This is a genomic window from Paraburkholderia kirstenboschensis, from assembly GCF_904848585.1.
GTDB lineage: Bacteria > Pseudomonadota > Gammaproteobacteria > Burkholderiales > Burkholderiaceae > Paraburkholderia > Paraburkholderia kirstenboschensis.
Genome location: NZ_CAJHCR010000004.1, coordinates 253,547 through 278,985, shown reverse-complemented (window position 1 = coordinate 278,985; position 25,439 = coordinate 253,547). Strand labels below are relative to the sequence as shown.

Here is a 25,439-nt window from a genome sequence, read left to right as displayed (position 1 = left end):
TCACACTACGGCGCGACGCGCAATGCGTCCGCCGCGTCCGCCGCTCGGGCCGCGCTTGCGGCCGAGCCGGCCTCGCAAGCCCGGTCGAACAGCAGCTTGAATCGTCCCACTTCCGCAAAGACCCAGTCCCTGAACGCCTTCACCCGCGCTGTTTCCAGCATCTGCGGCGGGCAGATGAAGTAGTACTGCCACGGACTCGGCCCGTCCACGTCGAATAGCCTCACGAGGCGGCCGGCCGCGATCTCATGCATTGCGAGCGAGCGGCGCGTTAGCGCAATTCCTTGACCGTCGATCGCCGCCTGCAACAGGTTCGACGAATCCTGATACAGCACGCCGCGCTTCGGCTCCGGCCACTCGGTGAGGCCTGCGGCGTCGAACCATGGGCGCCATAATTCGTCGTCGGAACGGAGCAGAGGAAGCTTCGCCAACTCGGCCGGCGTTTTCGGCAGGTTGCCACCGTTGAAATTCGGCGCGCATGCCGGGAAGAAAATCTCCTCGAGCAACAGTTCGGAGTACAGCCCCGCATATTTTCCGTAGCCGAAACGGATTGCTACGTCGACGTCGTCGCGCGCGAAGTCCGTCAGCGCGTTTGTGGACAACAGTTCGAGGTCCCATTGCGGATGTGCTTCGATAAAGCTGCCGATTCGCGGCGTCACCCAACGCGCCGCAAACGACGACAGCATGGACACCACGAGCCGCCGCTCGCGGTCGCCGGCACGGAGTTCGCGCGTGGCGTCGGACAATGCGGTCAGCGCGGAGCGTACGTGGTTGGCGTAGCGCCTGCCCGTTTCCGTCAGCCGCACGCGCTTGCCGTCGCGGGCGAACAGCGACACGCCGAGTTCGGCCTCCAGTGCCCGAATCTGATGGCTGACCGCGCCGTGAGTGACGAAGAGTTCGTCGGCGGCGCGCGAGAAACTCTCGTGGCGGGCGGCGGCTTCGAAGGCTTTGATCGCATTCAACGGCGGCAGATGGCGGAGCTCCATCGTAGTTTTTCTCACATAGAGGTGAAAATTGATCGTTTTGCGAAACCCCTTGCTACGCCTACGATTGTAGCCATGAAACGACTTTTGGCGAGGGCATTATGCGAGAAGTTTCCTCTAGCATCGCGTATGAAATTCACGGTGGCGAAACGCTTCCCCTGAAGGTGGCGCGCAGCACGAAGCTGGTCGTGCGTGGCGGCGCAGTGTGGGTAACGCGCAGCGACGACACTGAAGACTACTGGCTGCAGCCCGGCCACACGTTGAGATTGCGGCGCGGCGAACGGCTGTGGATCAGCGCGGAAGGCACGCCGCGCGCAACGATCGCGTTTTCAGTGCCCACGCGTTGCGACGAGCGCGCGCTGAACTGGTTTGCGCGAGTCGGCGAACGTTTGGCGGCGCGCATGCGCGGCGGCTGGCGCACGGTTTAATGGCGGGCGCCCCGGCTCCGGGGCGCGGCGACTCCCGGCGGGGATTGCCAGATTTCGGTAAACTGCCGGGATGATGTCTGTCCCTCCGGTTTCTTCATCTCAATTGCCCGCCGCGGCGCCGCTTACGCTGCGCTGGCGCGGCGGCGAACTCTACGAAGCCAGTTTCGATGCGATGCGCGCGTTCACCGACGCGCGCACCGTCGACACTCCCGACGAAATCTGGCTGGTCGAACATCCACCCGTATTCACGCTTGGCCAGGCCGGCGATCCGGCACACCTGCTGGCCGCCGACAGCGCTATTCCTCTGGTGAAAGTCGACCGTGGCGGGCAGATCACGTATCACGGCCCGGGGCAGGTGGTTGCCTACCTGCTGCTCGATTTGAGGCGTCGCAAGCTGATGGTGCGCGAGATGGTCACGCGGATCGAGCAGGCCGTGATCGACACCCTTGCGGCGTATAATCTCGCCGGAGAACGCAAGGCGGGCGCGCCCGGTATTTACGTCGCGCCCGGGCCGCACGCCGGGTTGCATGCCGGCGCAAAGATCGCCGCGCTGGGCCTGAAAATCCGCAACGGCTGCAGCTATCACGGCGTTAGCCTGAATGTGAAAATGGATTTACGGCCGTTTCTGGCCATTAACCCTTGCGGCTACGTGGGGCTCGAAACAGTCGACATGGCAACGCTAGGCGTTGGGGCCGGCTGGGACGACGTGGCCCACACCCTTGCAGCGTGCCTCACCGCAAACCTCGACGGCAACCCTGCGGCCGTCGCCCAACCGCAGGCCGGTGCGCTCACCGCCTGACTGGACCGAACGAATGACTGACGTTACCGCGAACCTAGCAACTTCTCCCGTGCCGGAAGGCGTACCGGCATCTGCCGCTGCTTACGACGCCACCGCGAAGCAGAAAGCGCAAGCCAAAACCGCCCGCATTCCTATCAAGATCGTTCCGATCGAAAAGCTGAAAAAGCCGGAGTGGATTCGCGTCAAGGCGGCGACCGGCAATTCGCGCTTCTATGAAATCAAGCAGATTCTGCGCGAGCACAATTTGCATACGGTGTGCGAGGAAGCGAGCTGCCCGAACATCGGCGAATGCTTTGGCAAGGGCACGGCGACGTTCATGATCATGGGCGACAAGTGCACGCGTCGCTGCCCGTTCTGCGACGTGGGCCACGGCCGCCCGGATCCGCTCGATCCGGAAGAGCCGGGGAATCTCGCGCGCACCATTGCCGCGTTGAAGCTGAAGTATGTGGTGATCACGAGCGTGGATCGCGACGATTTGCGCGACGGCGGCGCGGCGCACTTCGTTGAATGTATCCGTCAGACGCGCGAGTTGTCGCCTGACACGCGCATTGAAATTCTGACACCGGATTTCCGGGGCCGTCTGGACCGTGCGCTCGGCATTCTGAATGCCGCACCGCCTGACGTAATGAATCACAATCTCGAAACGGTGCCGCGTTTATATAAGGAAGCGCGCCCGGGTTCGGACTACGCGCATTCGCTCAAGCTGCTCAAAGACTTCAAGGCGCTGCACCCGGACGTCGCGACCAAATCAGGCCTCATGGTTGGCCTGGGGGAAACGGAAGAAGAGATCTTGCAGGTTATGCGCGATCTGCGCGAGCATGATGTGGACATGCTCACCATCGGTCAGTATCTGCAGCCTTCGGAACACCATTTGCCGGTGCGTTCTTATGTGCACCCGGACACCTTCAAGATGTACGAGGAAGAGGCCTACAAGATGGGCTTCACGCACGCAGCGGTGGGCGCAATGGTGCGCTCCAGCTACCACGCCGACTTGCAGGCGCATGGAGCCGGCGTAGTGTAAGTGTCAGATGCGCTGGTCTGCCAGGTTGACGAAAACCCGCACATGCTGCGGGTTTTTTTATTTCGCGGTGAGCAGGCGCCTGAGCGTTAAATGCAGCGCCTTGGCGAGGTGCTTGCGCCTGCTAGCGGTAGTACCGTGTGAGCAGCATACAGATAGATGCAAGCGTTCCGCCGATGATCGAAAAGGGAATGGTGAGTTCGATAAAGCGCTCACGCATAGCCTGATTTTCGATGACATAGTCGATGAAATCTGGCGTCTGGGTTCTCCGGTAAGCTCGAGCAAAAAGTATATCTGATCGAGCCACATTTAGTTAGGTTACCGAATAATTGGATGCGGCAAATGAGGCCACTACCATCGCGGTCATGGCTCAACGCGTCGAGCTTCCTGCGCACCGACGTCGTGGTGATAGGCATTGTGCTGATCGGCTTGATCGCCTGGGTGTTCGATCCAGGCATGCGCGCGCTGGAGCGGTGGCTCGTGCCATGGAAAGGGCGCGCGTGAACGCGGCCATGCTCGCGCGCTAGCGGTTATGCGCTAGCGTGTGCATCACGGGAAAAGCTCAATGACCGGCCAGCCTCGCTCGTTCGCCATCGCGCGCAAACGCGGATCGGGATTTGTCGCGACCGGATGCGTGACGCGTTCGAGCAGCGGAACGTCATTGATCGAATCGCTATAGAACCAGCTCTGCGGAAAGTCGTGCAAACGGTGGCCGAGCGAAGCGAGCCAGCTCTCCGTGCGCGCGATCTTGCCTTCACGGAAAGTCGGAACGCCCACTGACGTGCCTGTAAAACGAGCAAGCGGATCATCACCCTCCGTACCCAGTTCGATCCCAAGAAGATGCTCGAAGCCGAGCGCCTTGCCGATAGGCGCGGTAACGAACACGTTCGTCGCTGTGACAATGCAGCAGAGGTCGCCCGCCTCGATGTGACGCTGCACCAGTTCACGTGCGGCCGGCAGGATCGCCGGCGTGATCACTTCCTGCATGAATTGCGCATGCCATGCGTCGAGCTGCTCGCGAGAGTGGCGAGCGAGCGGCGCCAACGTGTAGTCCAGATAGGCGGCCATGTCGAGCGTACCGGCCACGTACTGCCGGTAATACTCGTCGATGTCTTGCGCATGGCGCGCCGCGCCTTCTATGCCGAGTCCAGCGATAAAGTGAGCCCATGCCTGGTCGCTGTCGAGCGGCAGCAACGTGTGGTCCAGGTCGAACAGCGCGAGATTGCGGCTCATCCGTTGTCCTCGTGACAGGTGGTGGAAGCGCCACATGAACGGCACAGACGGTCACGCGACGATCTCATCGTTGAGCGAGCGTATATTTAAAAGCACAAAATTACAATAAGGCAAAAATGTGCAACACTACTGTCATATACGCCCCGGGTGTCGTACGCGCGGCATGCGGTTCGGGTCACGGCAGCAGAGAATAAGAGCAGTGCCTTATGTTGATTCTCCTTAACCTTCTTGCCGGCGTGGCACTGCTTGTCTGGGGCTCGCATATCGTTCGCACCGGCATCCTGCGCGTACTGGGCGCCGATCTGCGCAGCATCCTCGGGCGAAGCACCCGCAGCCGTTGGCGAGCATTCCTGTCGGGAGTCGGCGTAACGAGCCTCGTGCAGAGCAGCAACGCCACGGCGGTCATCGTCACGTCGTTTGCCGCGCAAGGGCTCCTGCCGCTGACCAGCGGGCTTGCCATCATGCTCGGCGCCGACGTCGGCACGGCGCTGATGGCGCGGGTTCTCACTCTAGATCTGTCCTGGTTGTCGCCGATCCTGATCCTCTTCGGCGTGCCACTGTTCCTGTCGCGCAAGCAGACGCGCACAGGCCAGGCCGGGCGTACGCTGATCGGTCTCGGTCTGATTCTGCTTGCGCTGCATCTGATCGTGGAGGCCGCGCAGCCGATGATGCAAGGCGCAGGCGTGCGCGTGATGTTCGGCGCATTGACCGGCGACACCATGCTCGACGCGCTGGTCGGCGCGGCCTTCGCAATGCTGTCGTATTCCAGCCTCGCGGCCGTGTTGCTCACGGCCACGCTTGCGTCGTCGGGCGTCATTTCGTTGAAGGTGGCGTTGTGCCTCGTGATCGGCGCGAATCTCGGCAGCGGCTTGCTGGCGTTGGTCGGCACCGTGGCGCAAAACGCGGCGGCGCGGCGGCTCGCATTGGGCAGCTTCGCCTTCAAGCTGGCGGGCGCACTGCTGATCCTGCCGTTTACGTCCCTGCTCGCGCGCGGACTGCCGGTGCTGATCGCCAATCCGCGCGAAGCCACGGTGGGTTTTCATCTGATCTACAACGCACTGCGTTGCTGCGCGTGTCTGTCGCTGATCGATCCGGTGGCGCGCATCTGCGTACGCGTGTTGCCCGACCGGCCCATGCCGAACGGCGAACTGCGGCCGCTGCATCTGGACGAGGCTGCGCTGTCCACGCCGACGCTCGCGCTCGCGCATGCGGCGCGCGAAGTGCTGCGTATCGGCGATATCGTGCGGGCCATGCTCGACAACGTGGCCGAGCTGATTCATCACAATCATCTCGACAAGGCGCGCGAAACGATCCGTATGGACGACGACGTCGACGAACTCTATGCAGCGGTCAAGAACTACCTCACGCTGATTTCACGCGAGCAGCTGGACGAAGCCGACAGCCGCCGCTGGACCGACATCATTTCGCTGACGATCAACCTCGAGCATGCGGGCGACATCATCGAGCGGATCGTGGGGGATATCGAGGAGAAGAAGATCGCTCACCGCCTGTCGTTTTCAGAAGAAGGACTCGGCGAACTGGACGATCTGCAGGCACGGCTCGTCAGTAATCTGCAACTCGGTCTATCCGTATTCCTGAACAACGATCTGCGCTGTGCCGAACGTCTGCTTGCCGAAAAAGAGCGTTTCCGCGATCTGGAGCGCGCGTATTCGTACAGGCACCTGGACCGGCTCACGGGGCAGACTCTGCGCAGCATCGAAACGAGCGCATTGCATCTGGATCTGATCAGCGACATGAAGCGGCTCAACTCGCTGTTCTGCTCGACGGCTTACCCGGTGCTCGACGCCGCCGGCGCATTGCATGACACGCGTTTGCGCAAGCGCGCGCTCGACACGATGCATGTGAAGGAATGAGCGGCACGCGCGGCGCGCCGCATGACGCTTCAGGCCAGCACGACCTCTTCGAGCTTCTTTTTTAGCGCGGTGAAATCGGCGGCGTCGGCGGCCTTCTTGTTGGTGACGAGCACGTCGATCCGCTCGACCGGGCAATACGAGATCCGGCTGCGCTGGCCAATCTTGCTGTAGTCCGCAAGGATCACGACGCGGTCGGCATTCGCGACCATCGCGCGCGCCACTTCTGTTTCGGCATGGTCGTAATTCGTCGCGCCATGCCGGTGATCGACGCCGACCGGCGACAGCAGCGCAAGGTCCGCTCGATAGCGCTGAATATCGAGCACGGTGGTGGCGCCCGTGGTTGCCATTGCCCGGTCGCTGATCGTGCCGCCGAGCAGAATCACTTCGTTGCCCGCATCGGCTTGCTCCGCGGCGCCGCGCAGCTTCAACGCGACGTCGATCGAATTCGTGACGATGGTCAGGTTGGCGAGTTTCGCGAGCTCTTCGGCGAGTGCGGCGGTCGTGGTGCCCGCGTCGATGAATAGCGTCTGGCCGCTCGCGATCAACCCGGTCGCCGCCTTTGCAATCGCCGTCTTGGATTTGACGCGCATGTGAGCGCGCTCGGCGATCGGCGCTTCGTCAGCGGGTTTGATCGCGCCGCCGTGTACCCGCCGCAATTCACCGAGCGCTTCGAGGTCGAGCAGATCGCGCCGGACCGTTTCGCGCGACACGCCAAGGTCCGCCATGATCCGTTCGGTCGACACCCGATGGAGCGTCGACACCAACGCGCGTATTCTCTGATGACGGTCTTCCTGCCACATGCATTTTCCTTGGATGCGAAGGCGCTCGCACAACGTGTCTTAACGTGTGACATCGTGGACACGAATGTGTGACCAGACGATGTCAAGCCTACTACTTTAGCCCCATTGTGTTGTATTTTTTTGGCAGCTTGCAAGTTTGTGTATTTGACTTTAGCCTTCGCAAATCGAAGCGCCGTGCTTGTTCGAATTTCGAATGTTCGAAGGGAAAGTCTGATCTGTTCTTTCGCGCACTTTCGTGCATTAGCGTGGCGCTTTTTGACAAGACCGCATGCGTTGGAACGCATTCAATACGCTCTCCGCTTTATTCTGGGTGAAAGGTGACCGGACGTGGGAAACGGGATCGATCATGCATCACCTGCAGACTGGCCATATCCGCGGCTCGTCGCGCATCGCTGCGGCGGCACGCTCGCACCGGAAAACACTTTAGCGGGCTTCGACGCCTGTGTGCGCCACGGCTACCGCATGGTTGAGTTCGACGCCAAGCTTTCCGCCGACAACGAACTCTTCCTGCTGCACGACGACACGCTCGAGCGCACCACCAACGGCTACGGCGCCGCTGCTGTCTATACATGGGCGCAGCTCGCCATGCTCGACGCGGGCGCCTGGTACGGTCCGCAATTCGCGGGCACTCGCCTGCCGACGCTTGCCGATGCGGCTGCGCGTTGCGCGCGCGACGGCATCGCAGCGAACATCGAAATCAAACCCTGTCCCGGCCGTGAGGAGATCACCGGCCGCCTTGTCGCGGACGGTGCGCTGAGGTTGTGGCAAGGGCAAACGCCGCCGCTGCTGTCGTCGTTCTCTTTCGACGCGCTTGCGGCTGCGCGCGACGCGGCGCCTTCGCTGCGGCGCGGCATGCTGTTCGAGGAAGTGCCCGCGGACTGGCTGCGTATCGTGCGCGAGCTCGACTGCGTGTCCTTGCATGCGAGCCACCGTTATCTGACCGCGCCGCTCGTCGGCGAGATCCGCGCGGCCGGACTGCATGTGCTCGCTTACACGGTCAACGATCCGGCGCGCGCGCAATTGCTTGCGCAGTGGGGCGTTGACATGATTTGTACAGATCGCATCGATAAGCTGCAGCACGACATGCTTTGAGCTGCGAAGCCGGCCAAGGCAGGGCGTGGGCGGGCAAGCAGGCACGCGGAGGCGGCCGCAAAGGCTGATCCGGGAGCGCACGCAATGGCGCACGAGTAGCGCCCTTGAAGTCGAACTAGAAATTTTCCAAACGTAGCAACTTCGGCAGAGGATGGGGAAAACTATGAACCGCACCGTGTTAGCTCGCATACTTTCGATGTCTGCCGCCGCGGGCGTCGCGGCCGCCGGCGCGAGCAGCGCTTGCGCCGCGCCGCTCGACGCACTGATCGCCGCCGCGAAACAGGAAGGCCAGCTTACCGTGATCGCGTTGCCGCACGACTGGTGCAACTATGGGCAACTCGTCGCGGGGTTCCAGAAGAAGTACGGCATCAAGATCAACGAGCTGAATCCCGACGCGGGCTCCGGCGATGAAGTGGAAGCGATCAAAGCGAACAAGGGCAACAAGGGTCCGCAAGCGCCCGACGTGATCGACGTGGGCCTGTCGTTCGGCCCGAGCGCGAAGGCTGAAGGGCTGCTGCAGCCGTATAAGGTCTCAGCGTGGAACTCGATTCCCAAGGAATCGAAAGATGCCGACGGCTACTGGTACGGCGACTACTACGGCGTGCTCGCGTTCGAAGTGAACGCCGACATGATCGACAAGGCGCCGTCCGACTGGAGCGATCTGCTCAAGTCAGACTACAAGAACGCGGTGTCGCTCGCGGGCGACCCGCGCTCCGCGAATCAGGCGATTCAGGCGGTGTACGCGGCGGGTCTCGCGCAAAGCAAGGGCGACGCGAGCAAGGCGGACAAAGCCGGCCTCAAGTTCTTCGCCGACCTGAACAAGAGCGGCAACTTCGTGCCGGTGATCGGCAAGGCCGCGTCGCTCGCGCAAGGCACGACGCCGATCATCGTCCGTTGGGATTACAACGCGCTCGCCGATCGCGACACGCTGAAGGGCAACCCGAAGGTTCAAGTGGTGATTCCGAAAACGGGCGTGGTCGCAGGCGTCTATGTGCAGGCGATCAGCGCTTATGCGCCGCATCCGAACGCAGCCAAGCTGTGGATGGAGTATCTCTATTCCGACGAAGGCCAGATCGGCTGGTTGACCGGCTATTGCCACCCGATGCGCTACAACGAACTGGTGGCCGCGAAGAAGGTGCCGCAGGCGCTCCTCGACAAGTTGCCGCCGCCGTCGTCTTATAAGAACGTGGTGTTCCCGACGCTCCAGCAACAGGACGCGTACAAGGAAACCATCACGAAGCATTGGGACGAAACGGTCGGCGCGAACGTCAAGTAAGCGCTACGTCGACGTATAGCGCGCGGCCGTGCGTGCCGTGCGCGCCGTGCCAGCCGGGCGGCGCGCGCGCCGTTAGCCCTCAGTGCCAGAAACGCCGGCAATGCGGCAACGCCGGCAATGCGGCCATTGCGGGGATTACCCAAAGGTTGAGCTATGAGCGCTTCATCGGATGCTGGATCGGTGCAGCCGGACTTGCTGGTTCCGCCTGTGCCCACCCCAACGCCGCGGGTCGACGGTCCGGGCCGCGCGTCGCAGATGCTGGCCTGGATCGGCGTCGTGCCGTTCTTCACCTTCGCGCTGCTGTTCCTGATTGTGCCGACCGGCTTTCTGATGATCGGCGCGTTCCAGGATTCGCAAGGTCACTTCACGCTCGCCAATCTGCGCGATCTGTTTCAGCCGTCCGTGCTCGACGCCTACTGGATCAGCTTCAAGGTAAGCGCGGCGTCCGCTGCGGGCGGTGCGCTGATCGGCTCGCTGCTCGCCTGGGCGGCGGTGCAGGGCAAGCTGCCGGGCTGGATTCGTCCGACGTTGATGACGTTCTCCGGTGTCGCGTCGAATTTCGCGGGCGTGCCGCTCGCGTTCGCTTTCATCTGCACGTTGGGGCGCGTCGGGCTCGTCACCGTGTTGTTGAAGAAGTATCTCGGCTTCAATCTGTATTCGACGGGCTTCAGCATTCTCAGCTTTTCCGGGCTCACGCTGACCTACCTGTATTTCCAGATTCCATTGATGGTGCTGATCGTCACGCCCGCGCTCGACGGCCTCAAGCGCGAATGGCGCGAAGCATGCGATTGCCTCGGCGGCACCGCATCTCAATACTGGCGTTATGTCGCGCTGCCGGTGCTATGGCCGAGCGTGCTCGGCGCGACGCTGCTGCTGTTCGCCAACGCGTTCGGCGCGGTCGCCACCGCTTATGCGCTGACCGGCAGCTCGTTGAACATCGTGCCGATTCTGCTCTTTGCGCAGATTCGCGGCGACGTCATGCACAACCAGAATCTCGGCTACGCGCTTGCGCTCGGCATGGTGCTCGTCACGGGTCTTTCGAATGGCGGCTACATCTGGCTGCGCTCACGCGCTGAAAGGGGCCGCGGATGAAAAGCCAATCGCGCGTGGGAGCGTGGACCGCGATGGTGGTCGGTTCCCTGTACTTCCTGATTCCGCTGATCGCCACCTTCGAGTTCAGTCTGCGGATGAAGCGTGGCACGTATAGCTTCGAAGCGTATAGCGTGGTGCTCGGCGATCCGCGCTTTCAGGCTTCGTTCGGCTATTCGATTCTGATGGCGCTGCTCACGATCGTCGTCGGCATATTGCTGGTTGTGCCGACTGCTTACTGGGTGCAACTGCGCTTGCCGAAGCTGCGGCCTGTGGTCGAATTCATTACGCTGCTGCCGCTCGTCGTGCCGGCTATCGTGATCGTGTTCGGCTATTTGCGCATCTACAACAGCAGTTCCATTCTGCCGCTCACGAGCAACGAGCGCGCGACCGATCTGCTGCTGGTGTTCGGCTACGTGACGCTTTCTCTGCCGTACATGTACCGCGCGGTCGATGCAGGCCTGCGCGCCGTCGACGTGCGCTCGCTCACCGAAGCCGCCGAGTGTCTCGGCGCAAACTGGCCGACGATTCTCTTCAAGGTGATCTTCCCGAATATCCGCTCGGGCATTCTGTCCGGCGCGTTTCTCACCTTTGCGGTAGTGATCGGCGAGTTCACGCTGGCGAGTCTGCTCGATCGTCCCGCGTTCGGCCCTTACCTGCAACTGATCGGCGCAAATCGCGCGTATGAGCCGTCGGCGCTTGCGATCATCGCGTTCATGATTACGTGGGCGTCGATGGGCTTGATCCAGGTATTCGGCTCGGCCCGCGCGTTGAGCGGTCAGAAGGTTTGATGCAATGAGCTTGATCCACTGAGGCAGCGAATCATGGCATTTCTCGAGATCGAAAATCTGCATAAGTCCTTTGGTGCGAACATCGCGTTGCATCACTTCGACATGAAGATCGAGCGCGGCGAGTTCATCACTTTCCTTGGACCTTCTGGCTGCGGCAAGACGACCGTGCTGCGGATGATCGCCGGCTTCGAAACGCCGACGCGCGGCATCATCCGGCTCGATAACAAGGACGTCACGCACCTTCGCACGCGGCAGCGCAAGGTCGGCATGGTGTTTCAGTCGTATGCGCTGTTTCCGAACATGACAGTGGCGGAGAACATCGGCTTCGGACTCAAGATCACGCACCGGCCGCAGGCGGAGATCAGCCAGCGCGTCGAAGAGATGCTGCACCTGATCAAGCTGCCGCAACTCGGCGGCCGCTATCCGTGGCAACTGTCGGGCGGCCAGCAGCAACGTGTGGCGCTGGCGCGCGCGTTGGCCGGCAAGCCGCAGGTATTGTTGCTCGACGAGCCGCTGTCCGCGCTCGACGCGAAGATCCGCATTTCGCTGCGGCAGGACATTCGCGCGCTGCAGCGCGAACTCGGCATCACGTCGATTTTTGTCACGCACGATCAGGAAGAGGCGCTGTCGATTTCCGACCGCATCGTCGTGATGAACGAAGGGCGCGTCGAGCAGATCGGCTCGCCCTCGGAGATCTACAACTATCCGCGCACACGCTTCGTTGCGTCGTTCGTCGGCACGCTGAACATTCTGGCGGGGCATGTGATCGATCCGGCGACCGGCAAGATGGCCGTGGACGGCCAGGAGTTGACCACTACCCAGGAACTGCCGGCCGGCGATGCGGGCAAGAAGCGCCTGCTCGCGCTGCGCCCCGAAGCGATCGTGCTCGAACCCGCGGCGCCTGGCCGCAACACGCTGAGCGCGACCGTCGAAGAAGTGAATTTTCTCGGCGCGGTGGTGCGGATCAGAACGCGCGTGAAAGATGCGGTGATTTCTCTCGACGTGTTCAACGATCCGAATCGCGGTTTACCCGAACGAGGTCAGCCGGTGTCGCTCGGTTTCTCGCATGAGAATCTGCTGGTACTCGAAGAGGGCGGCGCTTAGAAAACGGCAAAGCCCCGCCAGCAAAGGCTTCGGGTTTTCCCGGGGCCGCAGCCGCAACGAATTCCGGTTTTCCCGACGCGGGTCGTCTGGATTTCCGGAATCCCGGATGGCACTTGCGAACAGGCGCAAGAAAACCTATAAAAATCAAAGGCGCGCGGCCTACCTCAAGCTGGCATCGACCTTGCGAAATAGATAACGCGGCCGCAACGGTCCGACAACTAAAGCAAGGAGACAACGATGTCCGATTTCCCTTCCCGGTATTTCTGAATTCGTCGTCTTGTCGCGGCCTAATGCCGTGCACAGGCGTGACGATCACTCGTTCGCATGATGCGCAGCGTGGCAGGCCATGGGCTCACCCACATCGCAGGAACCATCGTGAAGAAACCTATCCACAAAGTGCTGTACGTCCAGGTGATCGTGGCGATCATCATTGGTATCGCGCTCGGACATTACTATCCGAATCTCGCCGTCGACATGAAACCGCTCGGCGACGGCTTCATCAAGCTGATCAAGATGGTGATCGGGCCGATCATCTTCTGTACGGTCGTGACCGGCATTGCCGGCATGGAAGACATGAAGAAGGTTGGGCGCGTCGGCGGCAAGGCGCTGCTGTATTTTGAAATCGTCTCGACGTTTGCGCTGGTGCTCGGCCTGATCGCCACGCACGTGCTGAAGCCGGGCGTCGGTTTCAATATCGACCCCGCCACGCTCGACGGCAAGGCAGTCGCTTCGTACGCCGCCAAGGCGCACGGTCAGACCACGGTCGACTTCCTGATGCACCTGATTCCGGACACGCTCGTCTCCGCGTTTGCACAGGGCGAGATCCTGCAGATCCTGCTGATCGCGCTGCTGTTCGGCGCGGTGCTCGCCACGGCCGGTGAGAAGGGCAAGGTCGTCACGAACTTCATCGACGGGCTCTCGCATGTGCTGTTCGGCATCGTGCGCATCATCACGAAGCTCGCGCCGATCGGTGCGTTCGGCGCGATGGCCTTCACCATCGGCAAGTACGGTATCGGCTCGCTGCTGCCCATGCTGAAGCTGATCGGCACGTTCTATCTGACGTCGATCGTATTCGTGGTGGTCGTGCTCGGCATCATCGCGCGTGCGGTGGGCTTCAACATCTTGCGCTTCATCGCGTACATCAAGGAAGAGATGCTGATCGTGCTCGGCACGAGTTCGTCGGAAGCCGCGCTGCCGCAACTGATGCTCAAGCTCGAAAACCTCGGCTGCTCGCGCTCGGTGGTGGGTCTCGTGGTGCCGACCGGTTACTCGTTCAACCTCGACGGCACGAACATCTATATGACGATGGCCGTGCTGTTCATTGCCCAGGCGACGAATACCGACCTCACGTGGGCGCAGCAGCTCACGCTGCTGGCGGTGACGATGCTGACCTCGAAGGGCGCGAGCGGCGTGACGGGCGCGGGCTTCATCACGCTCGCGGCAACGCTGGCGGTGGTGCCGACCATTCCGCTGTCGGGCATGGTGCTGATTCTCGGCATCGACCGCTTCATGAGCGAATGCCGTGCGTTGACGAACATCGTCGGCAATGGCGTGGCGACCGTGGTCGTGTCGGCGTGGGAAAAGGAACTGGACCGCAACAAGCTGAACGCGGCGTTACGCGGCGACGTGCCGGTCAAAGAGCCGGCCGGCGTTTGAGCCGGGCATCGACTTACATTGTCTGAAAACGCGTGATGTTTGCGGCCGCGGACACCAGCACATGCAACCGGTGACCGCGCGCCCAACCGAAGTGCCGTCGGCCGGGGAAGCTCGCGCCGACGGCGCTTCGCCTTATGCCACAATATCCGATCACACCCGACCGGATATTGCCAACGTGACGCGCCGTCTGCTGATCCTCTTCGCGCTCGTCGCCGGGCTCGTTGCGGCGTGCGGACTCACTTATAGCGTCGCGTGGCAAAGCGGAATCGACAGCTTGCGGCACAATGCCGCCGGGCGTGTCGATCGCACCGCCAGTTCGCTCAAGAGCACGCTCGAGCGCTATGAATCGCTGCCGTATCTGCTCGCCGAGCATCCAATCGTGCAGGACGTGCTGGTCGATCCGTCGCCCGCCAACGTCCAGCGTGCGAATCTCTATCTCGAAGACCTGAACCGTCACGCGCGCGCGACGGTGACCTACATCATTCCGCTCGACGGCTATTGTGTCGCCGCGAGCAACTGGCAAGGACCGGGCAGTTTCATCGGCGCGGGCTATCTGTTCCGGCCATATTTCGTCGATGCAATCAAAGGCCGCGTGGGCCGCTTCTTCGGCATCGGCACAATCTCGCAGGCACCGGGCTATTACATTTCACAGCCGGTGCGGCGTGAGGGAAAGATCGTCGGCGTGGCGGTCGTCAAACTCGATCTCGAATGGTTTCAGGGCGCGGACGCATACGAGCCGCTCCTCGTCACCGACGATCACGGCGTGATCTTTCTGTCATCCGTGCCCGCGTGGAAATATCACACGATACGGCCGCTGTCGGGCCAGGTCGCCGATTCGATCTACCAGGCTCGTCAGTACGCGCAGCAGCCTATTGCGCCGCTGCCCGTGACGATCGAGCGCAAGCTCGAAGGCGACGCGCAGATCGTGCGCGTCGGCGGCGGACGCTACGCGCCGCGCTATCTCGCGTCGCGGCGCGGAATGGGCGAACCGGACTGGCATCTGATCACGATGGCGCCCGTGAGCCCGGTCGACGCCGACGCGCGCAACGCGACCATCGTCACGGGCTTCGGCTATGTGTCGCTCGTATTGCTCGCGTTCTACTGGAGAATGCGCCGGGCCCGCGTGCGCGAGGTGATGCGTAGCCGCGCGCTGCTGCAAAAGGCGTACGCCGAGTTGAACCAGCGCGTTGCGGAGCGCACCGCGGACCTGTCGCAAGCGAACGAGCAATTGCAGAAGGAAGTGGCGGAACGCACGCGCGCCGAACAGGAATTGCGCGCCGCGCACGACGAACTCATTCAGGCGAGCAAGCTCGCAGCGCTCGGTCAGATGGCGGCCGGCATCACGCATGAACTGAACCAGCCGCTCGCGGCACTGCGCGGATTTTCGGACAATACGCGCGTGCTGCTGGAGCGCGGCGACCAGGCATCGGCACGGGAGAACCTCGAAGCGATCGCGGCGCTCACCGAACGCATGGGCAAGATCACCAATCAGCTGAAGCTGTTCGTCGGACGCGCTCGGCCCCGGAGCGCGCGCGCGTCGGTCGTGCGAGCGTTGCGCAATGCCCTCGCGCTGTTGCAACAACGTTTGAAGGGCGTCGAACTCGACCTCTCGTTATTCGACGCGGAAAACGGCAGGCGCGCGCCGCTCGATCTCGCCGACGATCACGCCGAACTGGTCGCACACTGCGACGATCTGCGTCTCGAGCAGGTGCTGATCAACCTGCTCGGCAATGCGCTCGATGCGACCGCCGGTATGAGTCCGCCGCGCATCTCAGTGCAGATTGAAGTTGCTGCGGACAGCCTGTCGTTCGCCGTCAGCGACAATGGCCCCGGCATTGCCGAAGATGTCTTGCCGCACCTGTTCGAGCCGTTCTTCACCACGAAGGAAATGGGTCAGGGACTCGGCCTCGGACTGGCGATTTCGTCGTCGATCGCGCGCGATTGCGGCGGCACACTGGTGGCGCGAAATGTGTCGAACGCGCCGGAGGGCGGTGCATTATTTGTGCTGACGCTGCGCCGCGCGCGCGTGCAGATGAGTCACACCGCGGACCCGCTCACCACCGGTTCCTGAATCCGATGAGAACAACATGCTGAACGACGGCTTGCAAGTGCTGTATATCGAAGACGACGAACTCGTGCGGCGCGCCAGCGTGCAGAGTCTGCAACTGGCGGGCTTCACCGTGGTCGGTCATGCGTCGGCGGAATCCGCGGCGAAGTCGATCAGCGCGGACTTTTCAGGCGTGATCGTCAGCGATATCCGGCTGCCCGGCGCGAGCGGTCTCGATCTGCTCGCGCAGTGCCATGAGCGCGCGCCCGACGTGCCGGTGATTCTCGTCACCGGTCACGGCGATATTTCGATGGCTGTGCAGGCGATGCGCGACGGCGCCTATGACTTCATCGAAAAGCCGTTTGCTTCGGAGCGTCTGATCGAAACCGTGCGACGCGCGTTGGAGCGGCGCAAGCTCGTGCTGGAAAACCTCGCGTTGCGCCGTGAGCTCGCCGGGCAGAGCACGGTTGCGCCGCGGATCATCGGCCGTAGTCCGGCAATCGAGCAGGTCCGGCGGCTCATTGCAAACGTCGCGCCGACCGATGCGTCCGTGCTCATCAACGGTGACACCGGCGCGGGCAAGGAATTGATCGCGCGCAGTCTGCACGAGCTTTCGCCGCGACGTGACAAGCCGTTCATCGCGGTCAACTGCGGCGCGCTGCCGGAGCCGATGTTCGAGTCGGAGATGTTCGGCTACGAACCCGGCGCCTTCACGGGCGCCGCGAAACGCCGGATCGGGAAGCTCGAACACGCGTCGGGCGGCACGTTGTTTCTCGACGAAATAGAAAGCATGCCGCTTGCGTTGCAGGTCAAGCTCCTGCGCGTGTTGCAGGACGGTGTGCTCGAACGCCTCGGCTCGAATCAGCCGATTCGCGTGAATTGCCGCGTGGTCGCCGCGGCAAAAGGCGATATGGCGGAACATGTCGCCGACGGTTCGTTCCGTCGCGATCTGCTCTACCGGTTGAACGTGGTCACGATCGCGCTGCCGCCGCTCGGCGAGCGTCGCGAGGACATCGTGCCGCTCTTCGAACACTTTCTGCTGGACGCGGCCGTGCGTTATCAGCGCCCCGCACCAATCCTCACCGACCGTCAGCGCGCGAGCTTGATGCAGCGCGACTGGCCCGGCAATGTGCGGGAATTGCGCAATGCGGCGGACCGCTTCGTGCTCGGCGTCGCCGACGATCCCGTCATGTCTTTCGGCGACGAAGGCGCGCAGCCGCAGCCGCAGCCGCTGAAGGAGCGCGTGGAGCAATTCGAGCGGGCGGTGATCGCTGAGGCGTTGGAGCAGAGCGGCGGCGCGGTGGCAATCGCAGCGGACCGGCTGCAGCTTGGCAAAGCGACGCTTTACGAGAAAATCAAACGCTATGGCCTCGCGGCCAAAGGGGACGGGGACAGGTGAAAAAAGAAACGCCGGCATTCATGCCGGCGTTTTTCATTTTGCTTTGGCTTGGGATCGGTTGATCTAAGCGTCTGGCGTTACTTTCAGCGCGAGGCTCAGTCAGCCGCCGTGACGCTCGCCCGACTCAAGCAGCATTCAGCGCCTTTTCCAGCAACTGGTCGAGTTCCGCGAACTGCGGTTCGCCGACATAGCGCTTCAGAATCTTGCCGTCCTTGTCGACCAGAAAGGTGGTCGGCGTGAGCTGGACGTTGCCGAACTGCTTCGCGGCCGAGCCGTCGTCCATCGCGACCTTGAACGGCAACTGGCGCGTCTGGGTGTAGTTGGTCACGTACATGGGGGCGTCGTAGCTCATGGCCACCGCGACGAATTCCAGTCCTTTGCCCTTGAAGCGGTTATAGGTCTGGACCATTTGCGGCATTTCCTTCATGCAGGTATCGCAGCTCGTCGCCCAGAAGTTGACGAGGTAGACCTTGCCTTTCAGATCGGCAGTCGAAACTTTCTGGCCGGAGAGCAGCGTGAAAGTCGCGTCGGGCACGCGCTGTTGGCCGGCAAACGCAAAATAGCCAGCCACGCCGATCGCAATCGCCACGACGGCGATGATCAGGTAGCGAAGCGGATTCGTGCGCTTGGCGGCGGTGGTCGACGTGATGGTGCTCATGAACGGAACCTCGGAAGTCGCGAAAAGGCGCGGAACAGTGCGTAGGCTGGGGCTTTGCGCCCGCTGCGGCGTAGCGTGGGTATTGTAGTCCTATTCGGGCGAGGCGGCAGCGAGCAACGTCGCCCGTCCGGACGCCTCGGGCCGGGCGCGGACGGTTCCCCGGCGGTCGGCGTGCGCTTTCTGCGGACGCTTCCTCAGCTGCCAGCGGATAATGTCGCTTTATGCTCAACGTCATCTGCCCGTTTCCCGGGCGCCTCGTTCCCATGCTCCAGACAGTTTTTCGCGTTTTCCCTCTGTTCACTCAAATTCTCTCGCGTCTCGTTTCTGGCCTCGCCCGGAATCGCAATTCAGCGGATCAGGAGCCGCGCGCGGTTTCGCGCATGCATTCGGCCGTCCGCGCGGGGGCTTGTGCGCTCGCCATAGGCGCGGCTCTGAGCGGATGCTCGCCGACTTTCGACTGGCGGACCATCATGAATAACGACAGCGGCTACACGATCGATCTGCCCGCCAAGCCGGGCAACGATCAGCGCGCCGTACAGATAGACGGGGCGCCGATGCAAATGGCCATGCAAACGGCCGAAGCCGGCGACGCCGTGTTCGCGGTCGGCACGATCACGCTGCCCGACGAAAGCGAGGCGACGCAACGCAAGGCGCTCGACTTTCTGCGTACCGGCCTGGCGCGCAACGTCGGCGCGGAGCCGGAGGCGCGCGCTGTGCAGATTCCACTCGCGGCTGGCGGCAAGGTGCTGGGGCTGGAAATGAAGCTGAGCGGACAGGCCGGTTCGGACCACGAAAAGCGCACCGTTTATGCTCGGCTGGTCGCGCGAGGGCGGCATGCATATCAAGCCGCGATCATCGCTTCGCAGCCACTGCCGCAGGAGCAGGTGGACCAATTTTTTTCGTCGTTCCAACTGTATTGAAAACAGTAGTTTTGGCCGATTCGCGACGCGCGGGATCCATTGTTGTAGTGAAAGTTCCTTCGCAGCTTTTCACGCTAATTCTCGGTTTACGTTGAAGTTTTCCACTTGACGGCGCGTCCTGTGGATAACTCTGTTGAGAACTCTCGCTTTATTCGCGCAGACGCCCGTCCCGTGGGCATTTCACCAGTCCGTGCGCACACTGGGCGTAATAAAAAGATGTTTTAAATCAAGGATCTTGCGACGCAGGCTTCTAGGTACCTTTCAGATGTTTCTAAATTTATCTGGAACGCGCGCATGTGCATAAGTCAAGTCTTGACAGCATATTTTTCTCCTCACCCAGAGCCAAAAGCGCGTCGATACTGAACCGCCTCGCCAACGTGCGCAGCGCTCGGCATGATCGTCCCCGCGAGGTCGGCGATGGTGCGCGCCACCTTCAACACACGGTAATAAGCGCGGGCCGACCAACCGAAGCGCTCGCCGGCCTCGCGCAATAACGCCTCGCCGGCTGCGTCGGGCCGGCAGACGTCGTCCACCTCTCTTCCGCTCAATTCGCGGTTGGTTTTGCCTTGCCGTGCCAATTGGCGAGCACGGGCGGTATTCACCCGGCATGCGATCGCCGCGCTCGTTTCGCCAACGGCGTTCGACCGCGCGGATAGCTCCGCCGACGTAAGCGCCGGCAGTTCGAGTTGAATGTCGATCCGGTCCAGCAGCGGGCCGGACAACTTGCGCAGGTAGCGCGCCGCGATCTCGGGCGTGCAGCGGCAACGTCCGTTCGGATCGCCGCGCCAGCCGCAAGGACACGGATTCATCGCCGCGATCAATTGGCACGCCGCGGGGAAGTCGGCCTGCAACGCAGCGCGAGAGATGGTGATGCGGCCGGCTTCCAGCGGTTCACGCAGTGTTTCGAGCACGTCGCGGTCGAACTCGGGCAATTCGTCGAGAAAAAGTACGCCAAGGTGGGCCAGCGTGATCTCACCCGGTTGCGGAGGATTGCGCCCGCCGACCAGCGCTGCCGCGCTCGACGAATGATGCGGCGCGCGAAACGGCCGTCGGCGCCATTGCGCGGGCGAGAAACCAGTGCGGCTTGCGGACAGTAAGGCTGCCGAACTGAGCGCTTCGTCATCGGTCATGGGTGGCAGCAGACCCGGCAGGCGGGCGGCGAGCATGGATTTGCCGGCGCCCGGCGGCCCGATGAGCAGCACATGATGTCCGCCGGCCGCGGCGACTTCGAGCGCGCGACGCGCGCCGCGCTGGCCGATCACGTCGCCCATGTCGGGCACGGCCGCGGGTGTGAACTGCGCGAGGTCGGGTGCGGCGACCGGATAAAGGCGCGCATCGGGCGCGTCGGCCAGATGCGCGCACAACGAGGGCAGATCGCTCGCGCCATATACATCCACGCCGGGCACGAGCGCAGCCTCGGCCGCGCTTGCGGCGGGCAGATAGAGCTGCGGATTGCGGTCCGGCGGCGCGTGAGCGGCCATGCATTCGGCGGACGTTTCACCGCACGCTGCCGCGCTGCGCGCGGTGCCGCAGGCCATCGCGAAAGCGCCGCGCATGGGACGCAGCGCGCCGGTCAACGACAGCTCGCCGGCGAATTCACGATGAAGCAGCGATTCCGCGGGAATCTGGCCGCTTGCCGCGAGAATGCCCAAGGCGATCGGCAGATCGAAGCGGCCCGATTCCTTCGGCAAGTCTGCGGGAGCGAGATTGACGGTGATGCGCCGCACGGGAAAATCAAAGCCGCAGTTCTGCAGCGCCGCCCTGACTCGCTCGCGGCTTTCGCGGACTTCCAGATCGGGCAGCCCGACAATCGAAAAAGACGGCAACCCGTTCGCGAGGTGCACCTCGACGGTTACTTCGGGCGCGCGGCCAGAGGCCGGCGCGCGACTGCGCACCACGGCAAGCGACATGTTTTCTCCCGTCGGACGGTGCGCGACTCACGCGCGCCGATCCCCTTAATACGCTGATGACGTCACGGCTCGCTTGCCTGTGATGTGCAGCTAAACGCAGCTACTGCGCTGCGAGAGCGAAAAGCGTCAGGAGGTCTGCGTCACCGGCAGTTTCTGTTCGAGTTCCGCGACGCGACGTTCCAGTTCTTCGAGACGCGCGCGTGTGCGGACGAGCACTTGCGTCTGCGTATCGAACTCCTCACGCGTGACCAGATCGAGCTTGGAGAAGCCCTGCGACAGCATGGCTTTCACATTGCGTTCGACGTCTTTGGCCGGCGAATTCTTGAACAGCTCGCTCATGCGGGCCTGAATGTCGTTAAAAACATCGTTCGGTTGTTTCATGGTGCTCCCCTTAGTGCACAAAAAATGTGCAGCGTTTCATTACGTCTGTGCCTCGCCTCTGGCGATGCGCTGTGTTGGTGCGCTGGCCTCTTCCACTCACGGCGGCGTGAGCCCCTTTGGTGCGCGCTTCCTCTTTCGGAACCTGCGAACACTCTAGCAACGATCCCTGCACCGCGCCACCGGGCGCGGCGTGCGTTAGCCATCCGGACAAGGACGGCTGAGCTGCTCGCGAAGCCCGCGCGGGCGGAGTTTGACACAACATGGCATACGAGTTGCTCTTACTGCCCCGCGCGCACTGCCGGCACCATTTTCCGGCAGCGAAACGAGACCACGCGGACGGGTTACGAGTGCCAGCCAGCTTCTGCAAGCGAAACGCAGGCGAAGTGCAAGCAGGCTGCAAACAGGTTACGCAACGGGTTACGCAAACAGGGTTACGCAACGGGTTACGCAACTAAGCGAGGGATTTCATGAAACTCATTACCGCAATCATCAAGCCGTTCAAGCTCGATGAGGCGCGCGAAGCCTTGTCGGCGATCGGCGTCTCGGGCATCACGGTCACCGAGGTCAAGGGGTTTGGCCGTCAGAAGGGCCACACGGAGCTGTATCGCGGCGCTGAATATGTCGTCGATTTCCTGCCGAAGGTGAAGATCGAGGCCGCTGTCTCGGACGACATCGTCGATCAGGCGATCGAGGCGCTGGAGCGCGCGGCGCGAACCGGCAAGATCGGCGACGGCAAGATCTTCGTCACGCCGATCGAGCAGGTGATCCGGATTCGCACCGGAGAGACCGGCGCGGACGCTCTGTAATACCAAAAGATAGCGACACAGATAGCGACAAGAGGAAACGAAAGATGCGCAAACTATTGATGTCCTTGCTGATGGCCGGTTCGCTGCTCGCGGGCGGTATCGGCGCCGCCCTCGCGGACGACGCTTCCGCTCCCGCAGCCGCCTCGGCCGCTGCTTCCGATACGGCGGCAAGCGCGCCGGCACCGGACGCTTCGGCCGCCGCCGCAGCTTCGGCACCCGCTGCTGACGCATCGGCTGCACCCGCAGCGAGCGCCGCCGCCGCACCTGCGGCATCGGACGCCGCTCCGGCCGCACCGACCGCGCCGTTCTCGGTCGATTCGTCGAAGATCAATTCGGGCGACACCGCCTGGATGCTGACCTCCACCGCGCTCGTGCTGTTCATGACGATCCCGGGTCTGGCGCTCTTCTACGGCGGCATGGTCCGCAAGAAGAACGTGCTCGCGACGCTGATGCAAAGCTTCGCGATCACCTGCCTCGTGACGATCATCTGGACGGTGGTGGGCTACAGCCTCGCGTTCACGCCGGGCGGCTCGTTCATCGGCGGCTTCTCGCGCGTCTTCATGGCCGGCATGAACTACATCAAGGGCGACAAGGCCACGACGCTGACCGTCAGCCACCTGGCCCCGACGATCCCGGAAACGGTCTACTTCGTCTATCAGATGACGTTCGCGATCATCACCCCGGCGCTGATCACGGGCGCGTTTGCAGACCGTATGAAGTTCTCGGCGATGCTGGTGTTCATGGCGCTGTGGTCGATCATCGTCTACTCGCCGATTGCGCACATGGTCTGGGAACCGACCGGCTGGCTGGCTAGCGCGGGCGTCCTCGACTTCGCGGGCGGCACGGTCGTGCACATCAACGCCGGTATCGCGGGTCTGGTGTGCTGTCTGGTGCTCGGCAAGCGCGTCGGCTACGGCAAGGAAGCAATGGCTCCGCACAACCTGACGCTCACGCTGATTGGCGGCGCGATGCTGTGGGTGGGCTGGTTCGGCTTCAACGCGGGTTCGGCAGTCGCCGCAGACGGCCGTGCCGGTTTCGCGATGTTCGCAACGCAAGTAGCAACGGCAGCCGCGGCACTCGCCTGGATGTTCGCCGAATGGGCGGCCAAGGGTAAGCCTTCGGTGCTCGGTATCGTGTCCGGCGCGGTGGCTGGTCTCGTGGCGATCACGCCGGCTTCGGGCTTCGTCGGTACGCTCGGCTCGCTCGTGATCGGTATCGTGGCCGGCGTGGTCTGCTTCTGGGCGGCAACGTGGCTCAAGCACAAGCTCGGTTACGACGACTCGCTCGACGCGTTCGGCGTGCACTGCGTCGGCGGTATCGTCGGTGCGCTTCTGACCGGCGTGTTCGCGGTCAAGGACATCGGCGGCTTCGACGGCAGCGTCCTGCTGCAAGCCAAGGGCGTGCTGACGACGCTGATCTACAGCGGCGTGGTGAGCTTCATCCTGCTGAAGATCATCGACATGACAATCGGTATCCGCGTGACGGAAGAGCAGGAACGCGAAGGTCTGGACGTGAGCCTGCACGGCGAACACGTCGAATAAGGAAGTGGCTTGACGAGCCCGTGCTCCCGGGCTCGACGAATCAGGAACAAGCACGAACAGCACAGCGCTTTGGCCCGCCTTCATGGCGGGCTTTTTTCTTGCTCGCTATCTTGTTAACAGTTCTTTTTCCTGTCTATCATTCCGATAGAGACAATGCATTCTGGCTAGCTTGCGAATGGAGAAAGCGTCCCCAAATGGGCAAAGCATTTGCTCTACAATCTTTTTTCTCCAGTCTGCGAGTGATCAATGGTTCCGCACCTAGTTACGGCGTTAAACGGCCCGCTGCTCGATCTTGAGCGGAAGATCCTCGACGCTACTCCCGCAATCGAACGCTGGTTCCGGCTCGAGTGGCAGGAGCACACGCCGCCGTTCTACTGCTCGGTCGACCTGCGCAATGCGGGTTTCAAGCTCGCGCCGGTCGATACCAATCTGTTTCCCGGCGCTTTCAACAATCTGCCCCAGGAAGTGCTGCCGCTTGCCGTGCAGGCCGCCATGGCGTCGATCGAAAAAATCTGCCCGGACGCGAAGAATCTGCTCGTGATTCCGGAGCGCCACACGCGCAACGCGTTTTATCTGGAAAATGTCGCCCGGCTGGCCGCGATCATGCGCCAGGCCGGCTTGAACGTGCGTTTCGGCACGCTCGACGAAAGCATCAACGGACCCGTCACGATTGCTCTGTCGGACGGGCAGAAACTCGTGCTCGAACCGCTCGAGCGCTCGCAGCGCCGCCTCGGCCTGAAGAATTTCGACCCGTGCTCGATCTTGCTGAACAACGACCTGTCGGGCGGCATTCCGCCCGTGCTCGAGAATCTGCACGAACAGTATTTGCTGCCGCCGCTGCACGCCGGCTGGGCCGTTCGCCGCAAATCGACGCACTTCTCGTGCTATGACGACGTTGCGAAGAAGTTCTCGAAGATGGTCGAGATCGATCCGTGGATGATCAACCCGTACTTCGCGCATGTCGCAGGCGTGGATTTCCAGGAGCGCACGGGAGAGGAAGCGCTCGCCGATGCGATCGACGGCGTGTTGAAGAAGATCGCCAAAAAATACCGCGAGTACGGCATTTCCGAAAAGCCGTATGTCGTCATCAAATCGGACGCGGGCACTTACGGCATGGGCGTGATGACCGTGCACGACGCGTCGGAAGTGGCCGCGCTCACCAAGCGCGAGCGCGCGAAGATGGCGGCCACGAAGGACGGCCTGGAAGTGCACGACGTCATCGTGCAGGAAGGCGTGTACACGTTCGAGCGGATAGGCGAGGAAGTGGCGGAGCCGGTCGTCTATATGATCGACCGGTACGTGGTGGGCGGTTTCTACCGCGTGCACGGCAGCCGCGAGCGCGATCAGAATCTGAACGCGCCGGGCATGCACTTCGTGCCGCTCGGTTTCGAGCACACGGCGCTGCCCGATGCGCACGCCAAACCCGGCGCGGCGCCGCCGAACCGCTTCTACATGTATGGCGTGGTGGCTCGGCTCGGGCTGCTGGCGGCATCGGTCGAACTGGAAAAGACCGATCCGGAAGCGATCCAGGTTTAAGCGCAGGCCTCGCGAGGCCGGGCTGCATGAGGCTGCGGGAGGCGCGCATGCCGCCCGCGCCATTTTCACCGACGACATTCACGCGCAACGTCACGCTCAAC

General features: G+C 62.5%; 22 protein-coding genes and 1 pseudogene. 17 read left to right on the top strand and 6 right to left on the bottom strand.

All coding sequences use genetic code 11. The annotated features are described in order from the left end of the window. Nucleotides 1–5 precede the first annotated feature (5 nt). Nucleotides 6–983 carry a transcriptional regulator GcvA gene (locus tag JMY24_RS14075; RefSeq protein ID WP_128587946.1) on the bottom strand — a complete coding sequence of 326 codons (978 nt, stop codon included), beginning with the start codon at nucleotides 981–983 and terminating at the stop codon, nucleotides 6–8. A gap of 98 nt (nucleotides 984–1,081) precedes the next feature. Here JMY24_RS14075 and JMY24_RS14070 point away from each other — a divergent pair, with 98 nt between their 5' ends. The 4 genes and pseudogenes from JMY24_RS14070 to JMY24_RS14055 all read left to right on the top strand — a co-directional run. Then, nucleotides 1,082–1,408: a DUF2917 domain-containing protein gene (locus JMY24_RS14070; protein WP_128594177.1), complete on the top strand. Its 327-nt coding sequence runs from the start codon at nucleotides 1,082–1,084 to the stop codon at nucleotides 1,406–1,408. 73 nt (nucleotides 1,409–1,481) lie between these two features. Next, a complete protein-coding gene (lipB, locus tag JMY24_RS14065) occupies nucleotides 1,482–2,207 on the top strand; it encodes a lipoyl(octanoyl) transferase LipB (protein WP_128594182.1) in 726 nt (241 codons plus the stop codon). Nucleotides 2,208–2,220: 13 nt separating this feature from the next. After that, nucleotides 2,221–3,228 (top strand): lipoyl synthase, encoded by a 1,008-nt coding sequence (gene lipA, locus JMY24_RS14060; protein ID WP_128594178.1) that lies wholly within the window; start codon nucleotides 2,221–2,223, stop codon nucleotides 3,226–3,228. A 366-nt stretch (nucleotides 3,229–3,594) separates the two neighbouring features. Further along, nucleotides 3,595–3,729: pseudogene (locus tag JMY24_RS14055) on the top strand (taurine ABC transporter permease); the annotation flags it as partial. Nucleotides 3,730–3,774: 45 nt separating this feature from the next. On the opposite strand, the gene JMY24_RS14050 reads toward JMY24_RS14055, so the two are convergent. After that, nucleotides 3,775–4,458 carry a histidinol-phosphatase gene (locus tag JMY24_RS14050; RefSeq protein WP_128594179.1) on the bottom strand — a complete coding sequence of 228 codons (684 nt, stop codon included), beginning with the start codon at nucleotides 4,456–4,458 and terminating at the stop codon, nucleotides 3,775–3,777. Between the two features lie 206 nt (nucleotides 4,459–4,664). On the opposite strand from JMY24_RS14050, the gene JMY24_RS14045 reads away from it, so the two are divergent. After that, nucleotides 4,665–6,332: a Na/Pi cotransporter family protein gene (locus JMY24_RS14045; RefSeq protein ID WP_128594180.1), complete on the top strand. Its 1,668-nt coding sequence runs from the start codon at nucleotides 4,665–4,667 to the stop codon at nucleotides 6,330–6,332. Between the two features lie 29 nt (nucleotides 6,333–6,361). Here JMY24_RS14045 and JMY24_RS14040 read toward each other — a convergent pair whose 3' ends face one another. Further along, nucleotides 6,362–7,132, bottom strand: coding sequence for a DeoR/GlpR family DNA-binding transcription regulator (locus JMY24_RS14040; protein ID WP_020067080.1), 771 nt, complete (start codon nucleotides 7,130–7,132; stop codon nucleotides 6,362–6,364). 327 nt (nucleotides 7,133–7,459) lie between these two features. Between JMY24_RS14040 and ugpQ the strand changes: the two genes are divergently transcribed. From ugpQ to JMY24_RS14000, 8 genes are all read left to right on the top strand, one after another. Next, on the top strand, nucleotides 7,460–8,224 hold the full coding sequence (gene ugpQ / locus JMY24_RS14035) for a glycerophosphodiester phosphodiesterase (protein ID WP_128594181.1): 765 nt from the start codon (nucleotides 7,460–7,462) through the stop codon (nucleotides 8,222–8,224). A gap of 163 nt (nucleotides 8,225–8,387) precedes the next feature. After that, a complete protein-coding gene (locus JMY24_RS14030) occupies nucleotides 8,388–9,500 on the top strand; it encodes an ABC transporter substrate-binding protein (protein ID WP_201702260.1) in 1,113 nt (370 codons plus the stop codon). Between the two features lie 153 nt (nucleotides 9,501–9,653). After that, nucleotides 9,654–10,592, top strand: coding sequence for an ABC transporter permease (locus tag JMY24_RS14025; protein WP_128584592.1), 939 nt, complete (start codon nucleotides 9,654–9,656; stop codon nucleotides 10,590–10,592). Further along, nucleotides 10,589–11,380, top strand: a complete 792-nt coding sequence (locus JMY24_RS14020; RefSeq protein ID WP_020067076.1) for an ABC transporter permease — start codon at nucleotides 10,589–10,591, stop codon at nucleotides 11,378–11,380. Before JMY24_RS14025 ends, JMY24_RS14020 begins: the two co-directional genes overlap by 4 nt. A gap of 33 nt (nucleotides 11,381–11,413) precedes the next feature. Then, complete coding sequence (locus JMY24_RS14015) at nucleotides 11,414–12,484, top strand: ABC transporter ATP-binding protein (RefSeq protein WP_128584590.1); 1,071 nt, start codon at nucleotides 11,414–11,416, stop codon at nucleotides 12,482–12,484. Nucleotides 12,485–12,859: 375 nt separating this feature from the next. Beyond that, complete coding sequence (locus tag JMY24_RS14010) at nucleotides 12,860–14,140, top strand: dicarboxylate/amino acid:cation symporter (protein WP_128584589.1); 1,281 nt, start codon at nucleotides 12,860–12,862, stop codon at nucleotides 14,138–14,140. Nucleotides 14,141–14,201: 61 nt separating this feature from the next. Then, nucleotides 14,202–16,211, top strand: a complete 2,010-nt coding sequence (locus JMY24_RS14005; RefSeq protein ID WP_128584588.1) for a sensor histidine kinase — start codon at nucleotides 14,202–14,204, stop codon at nucleotides 16,209–16,211. 19 nt (nucleotides 16,212–16,230) lie between these two features. Beyond that, entirely contained in the window at nucleotides 16,231–17,586 is a 1,356-nt protein-coding gene (locus tag JMY24_RS14000) for a sigma-54-dependent transcriptional regulator (protein WP_128594185.1), read from the top strand. Between the two features lie 124 nt (nucleotides 17,587–17,710). Here the strand turns inward: JMY24_RS14000 and JMY24_RS13995 are convergent, their stop codons facing one another. After that, entirely contained in the window at nucleotides 17,711–18,244 is a 534-nt protein-coding gene (locus tag JMY24_RS13995; protein WP_201702258.1) for a TlpA disulfide reductase family protein, read from the bottom strand. Between the two features lie 380 nt (nucleotides 18,245–18,624). Here JMY24_RS13995 and JMY24_RS13990 point away from each other — a divergent pair, with 380 nt between their 5' ends. After that, nucleotides 18,625–19,164 (top strand): hypothetical protein, encoded by a 540-nt coding sequence (locus tag JMY24_RS13990; RefSeq protein WP_236597399.1) that lies wholly within the window; start codon nucleotides 18,625–18,627, stop codon nucleotides 19,162–19,164. A gap of 332 nt (nucleotides 19,165–19,496) precedes the next feature. On the opposite strand, the gene JMY24_RS13985 is transcribed toward JMY24_RS13990, so the two are convergent. Both JMY24_RS13985 and JMY24_RS13980 read right to left on the bottom strand, forming a co-directional pair. Beyond that, the gene (locus JMY24_RS13985; RefSeq protein WP_201702256.1) at nucleotides 19,497–21,074 is read right to left on the bottom strand and encodes a YifB family Mg chelatase-like AAA ATPase; all 1,578 of its coding nucleotides are present in this window, start codon (nucleotides 21,072–21,074) and stop codon (nucleotides 19,497–19,499) included. 126 nt (nucleotides 21,075–21,200) lie between these two features. Next, nucleotides 21,201–21,455, bottom strand: a complete 255-nt coding sequence (locus tag JMY24_RS13980; protein ID WP_020067052.1) for an accessory factor UbiK family protein — start codon at nucleotides 21,453–21,455, stop codon at nucleotides 21,201–21,203. Between the two features lie 467 nt (nucleotides 21,456–21,922). On the opposite strand from JMY24_RS13980, the gene JMY24_RS13975 reads away from it, so the two are divergent. The 3 genes from JMY24_RS13975 (at nucleotide 21,923) to gshA (ending at nucleotide 25,338) form a co-directional block, all read left to right on the top strand. Beyond that, nucleotides 21,923–22,261: a P-II family nitrogen regulator gene (locus JMY24_RS13975; RefSeq protein ID WP_006048089.1), complete on the top strand. Its 339-nt coding sequence runs from the start codon at nucleotides 21,923–21,925 to the stop codon at nucleotides 22,259–22,261. Between the two features lie 44 nt (nucleotides 22,262–22,305). Then, on the top strand, nucleotides 22,306–23,802 hold the full coding sequence (locus tag JMY24_RS13970; protein WP_201702252.1) for an ammonium transporter: 1,497 nt from the start codon (nucleotides 22,306–22,308) through the stop codon (nucleotides 23,800–23,802). A gap of 246 nt (nucleotides 23,803–24,048) precedes the next feature. Next, nucleotides 24,049–25,338, top strand: a complete 1,290-nt coding sequence (gshA, locus tag JMY24_RS13965; protein ID WP_128585544.1) for a glutamate--cysteine ligase — start codon at nucleotides 24,049–24,051, stop codon at nucleotides 25,336–25,338. Nucleotides 25,339–25,439 lie beyond the last annotated feature (101 nt).

What these genes read in the sequence shown, in the direction of transcription:
- JMY24_RS14075 (WP_128587946.1), bottom strand. Translation starts at nt 983, where the DNA reads ATGGAGCTCCGCCATCTGCCGCCGTTGAATGCGATCAAAGCCTTCGAA.
- JMY24_RS14070 (WP_128594177.1), top strand. Translation starts at nt 1,082, where the DNA reads ATGCGAGAAGTTTCCTCTAGCATCGCGTATGAAATTCACGGTGGCGAA.
- lipB (WP_128594182.1), top strand. Translation starts at nt 1,482, where the DNA reads ATGTCTGTCCCTCCGGTTTCTTCATCTCAATTGCCCGCCGCGGCGCCG.
- lipA (WP_128594178.1), top strand. Translation starts at nt 2,221, where the DNA reads ATGACTGACGTTACCGCGAACCTAGCAACTTCTCCCGTGCCGGAAGGC.
- JMY24_RS14050 (WP_128594179.1), bottom strand. Translation starts at nt 4,458, where the DNA reads ATGAGCCGCAATCTCGCGCTGTTCGACCTGGACCACACGTTGCTGCCG.
- JMY24_RS14045 (WP_128594180.1), top strand. Translation starts at nt 4,665, where the DNA reads ATGTTGATTCTCCTTAACCTTCTTGCCGGCGTGGCACTGCTTGTCTGG.
- JMY24_RS14040 (WP_020067080.1), bottom strand. Translation starts at nt 7,132, where the DNA reads ATGTGGCAGGAAGACCGTCATCAGAGAATACGCGCGTTGGTGTCGACG.
- JMY24_RS14030 (WP_201702260.1), top strand. Translation starts at nt 8,388, where the DNA reads ATGAACCGCACCGTGTTAGCTCGCATACTTTCGATGTCTGCCGCCGCG.
- JMY24_RS14025 (WP_128584592.1), top strand. Translation starts at nt 9,654, where the DNA reads ATGAGCGCTTCATCGGATGCTGGATCGGTGCAGCCGGACTTGCTGGTT.
- JMY24_RS14020 (WP_020067076.1), top strand. Translation starts at nt 10,589, where the DNA reads ATGAAAAGCCAATCGCGCGTGGGAGCGTGGACCGCGATGGTGGTCGGT.
- JMY24_RS14015 (WP_128584590.1), top strand. Translation starts at nt 11,414, where the DNA reads ATGGCATTTCTCGAGATCGAAAATCTGCATAAGTCCTTTGGTGCGAAC.
- JMY24_RS14005 (WP_128584588.1), top strand. Translation starts at nt 14,202, where the DNA reads ATGCAACCGGTGACCGCGCGCCCAACCGAAGTGCCGTCGGCCGGGGAA.
- JMY24_RS13995 (WP_201702258.1), bottom strand. Translation starts at nt 18,244, where the DNA reads ATGAGCACCATCACGTCGACCACCGCCGCCAAGCGCACGAATCCGCTT.
- JMY24_RS13990 (WP_236597399.1), top strand. Translation starts at nt 18,625, where the DNA reads ATGCATTCGGCCGTCCGCGCGGGGGCTTGTGCGCTCGCCATAGGCGCG.
- JMY24_RS13985 (WP_201702256.1), bottom strand. Translation starts at nt 21,074, where the DNA reads ATGTCGCTTGCCGTGGTGCGCAGTCGCGCGCCGGCCTCTGGCCGCGCG.
- JMY24_RS13980 (WP_020067052.1), bottom strand. Translation starts at nt 21,455, where the DNA reads ATGAAACAACCGAACGATGTTTTTAACGACATTCAGGCCCGCATGAGC.
- JMY24_RS13975 (WP_006048089.1), top strand. Translation starts at nt 21,923, where the DNA reads ATGAAACTCATTACCGCAATCATCAAGCCGTTCAAGCTCGATGAGGCG.
- JMY24_RS13970 (WP_201702252.1), top strand. Translation starts at nt 22,306, where the DNA reads ATGCGCAAACTATTGATGTCCTTGCTGATGGCCGGTTCGCTGCTCGCG.
- gshA (WP_128585544.1), top strand. Translation starts at nt 24,049, where the DNA reads ATGGTTCCGCACCTAGTTACGGCGTTAAACGGCCCGCTGCTCGATCTT.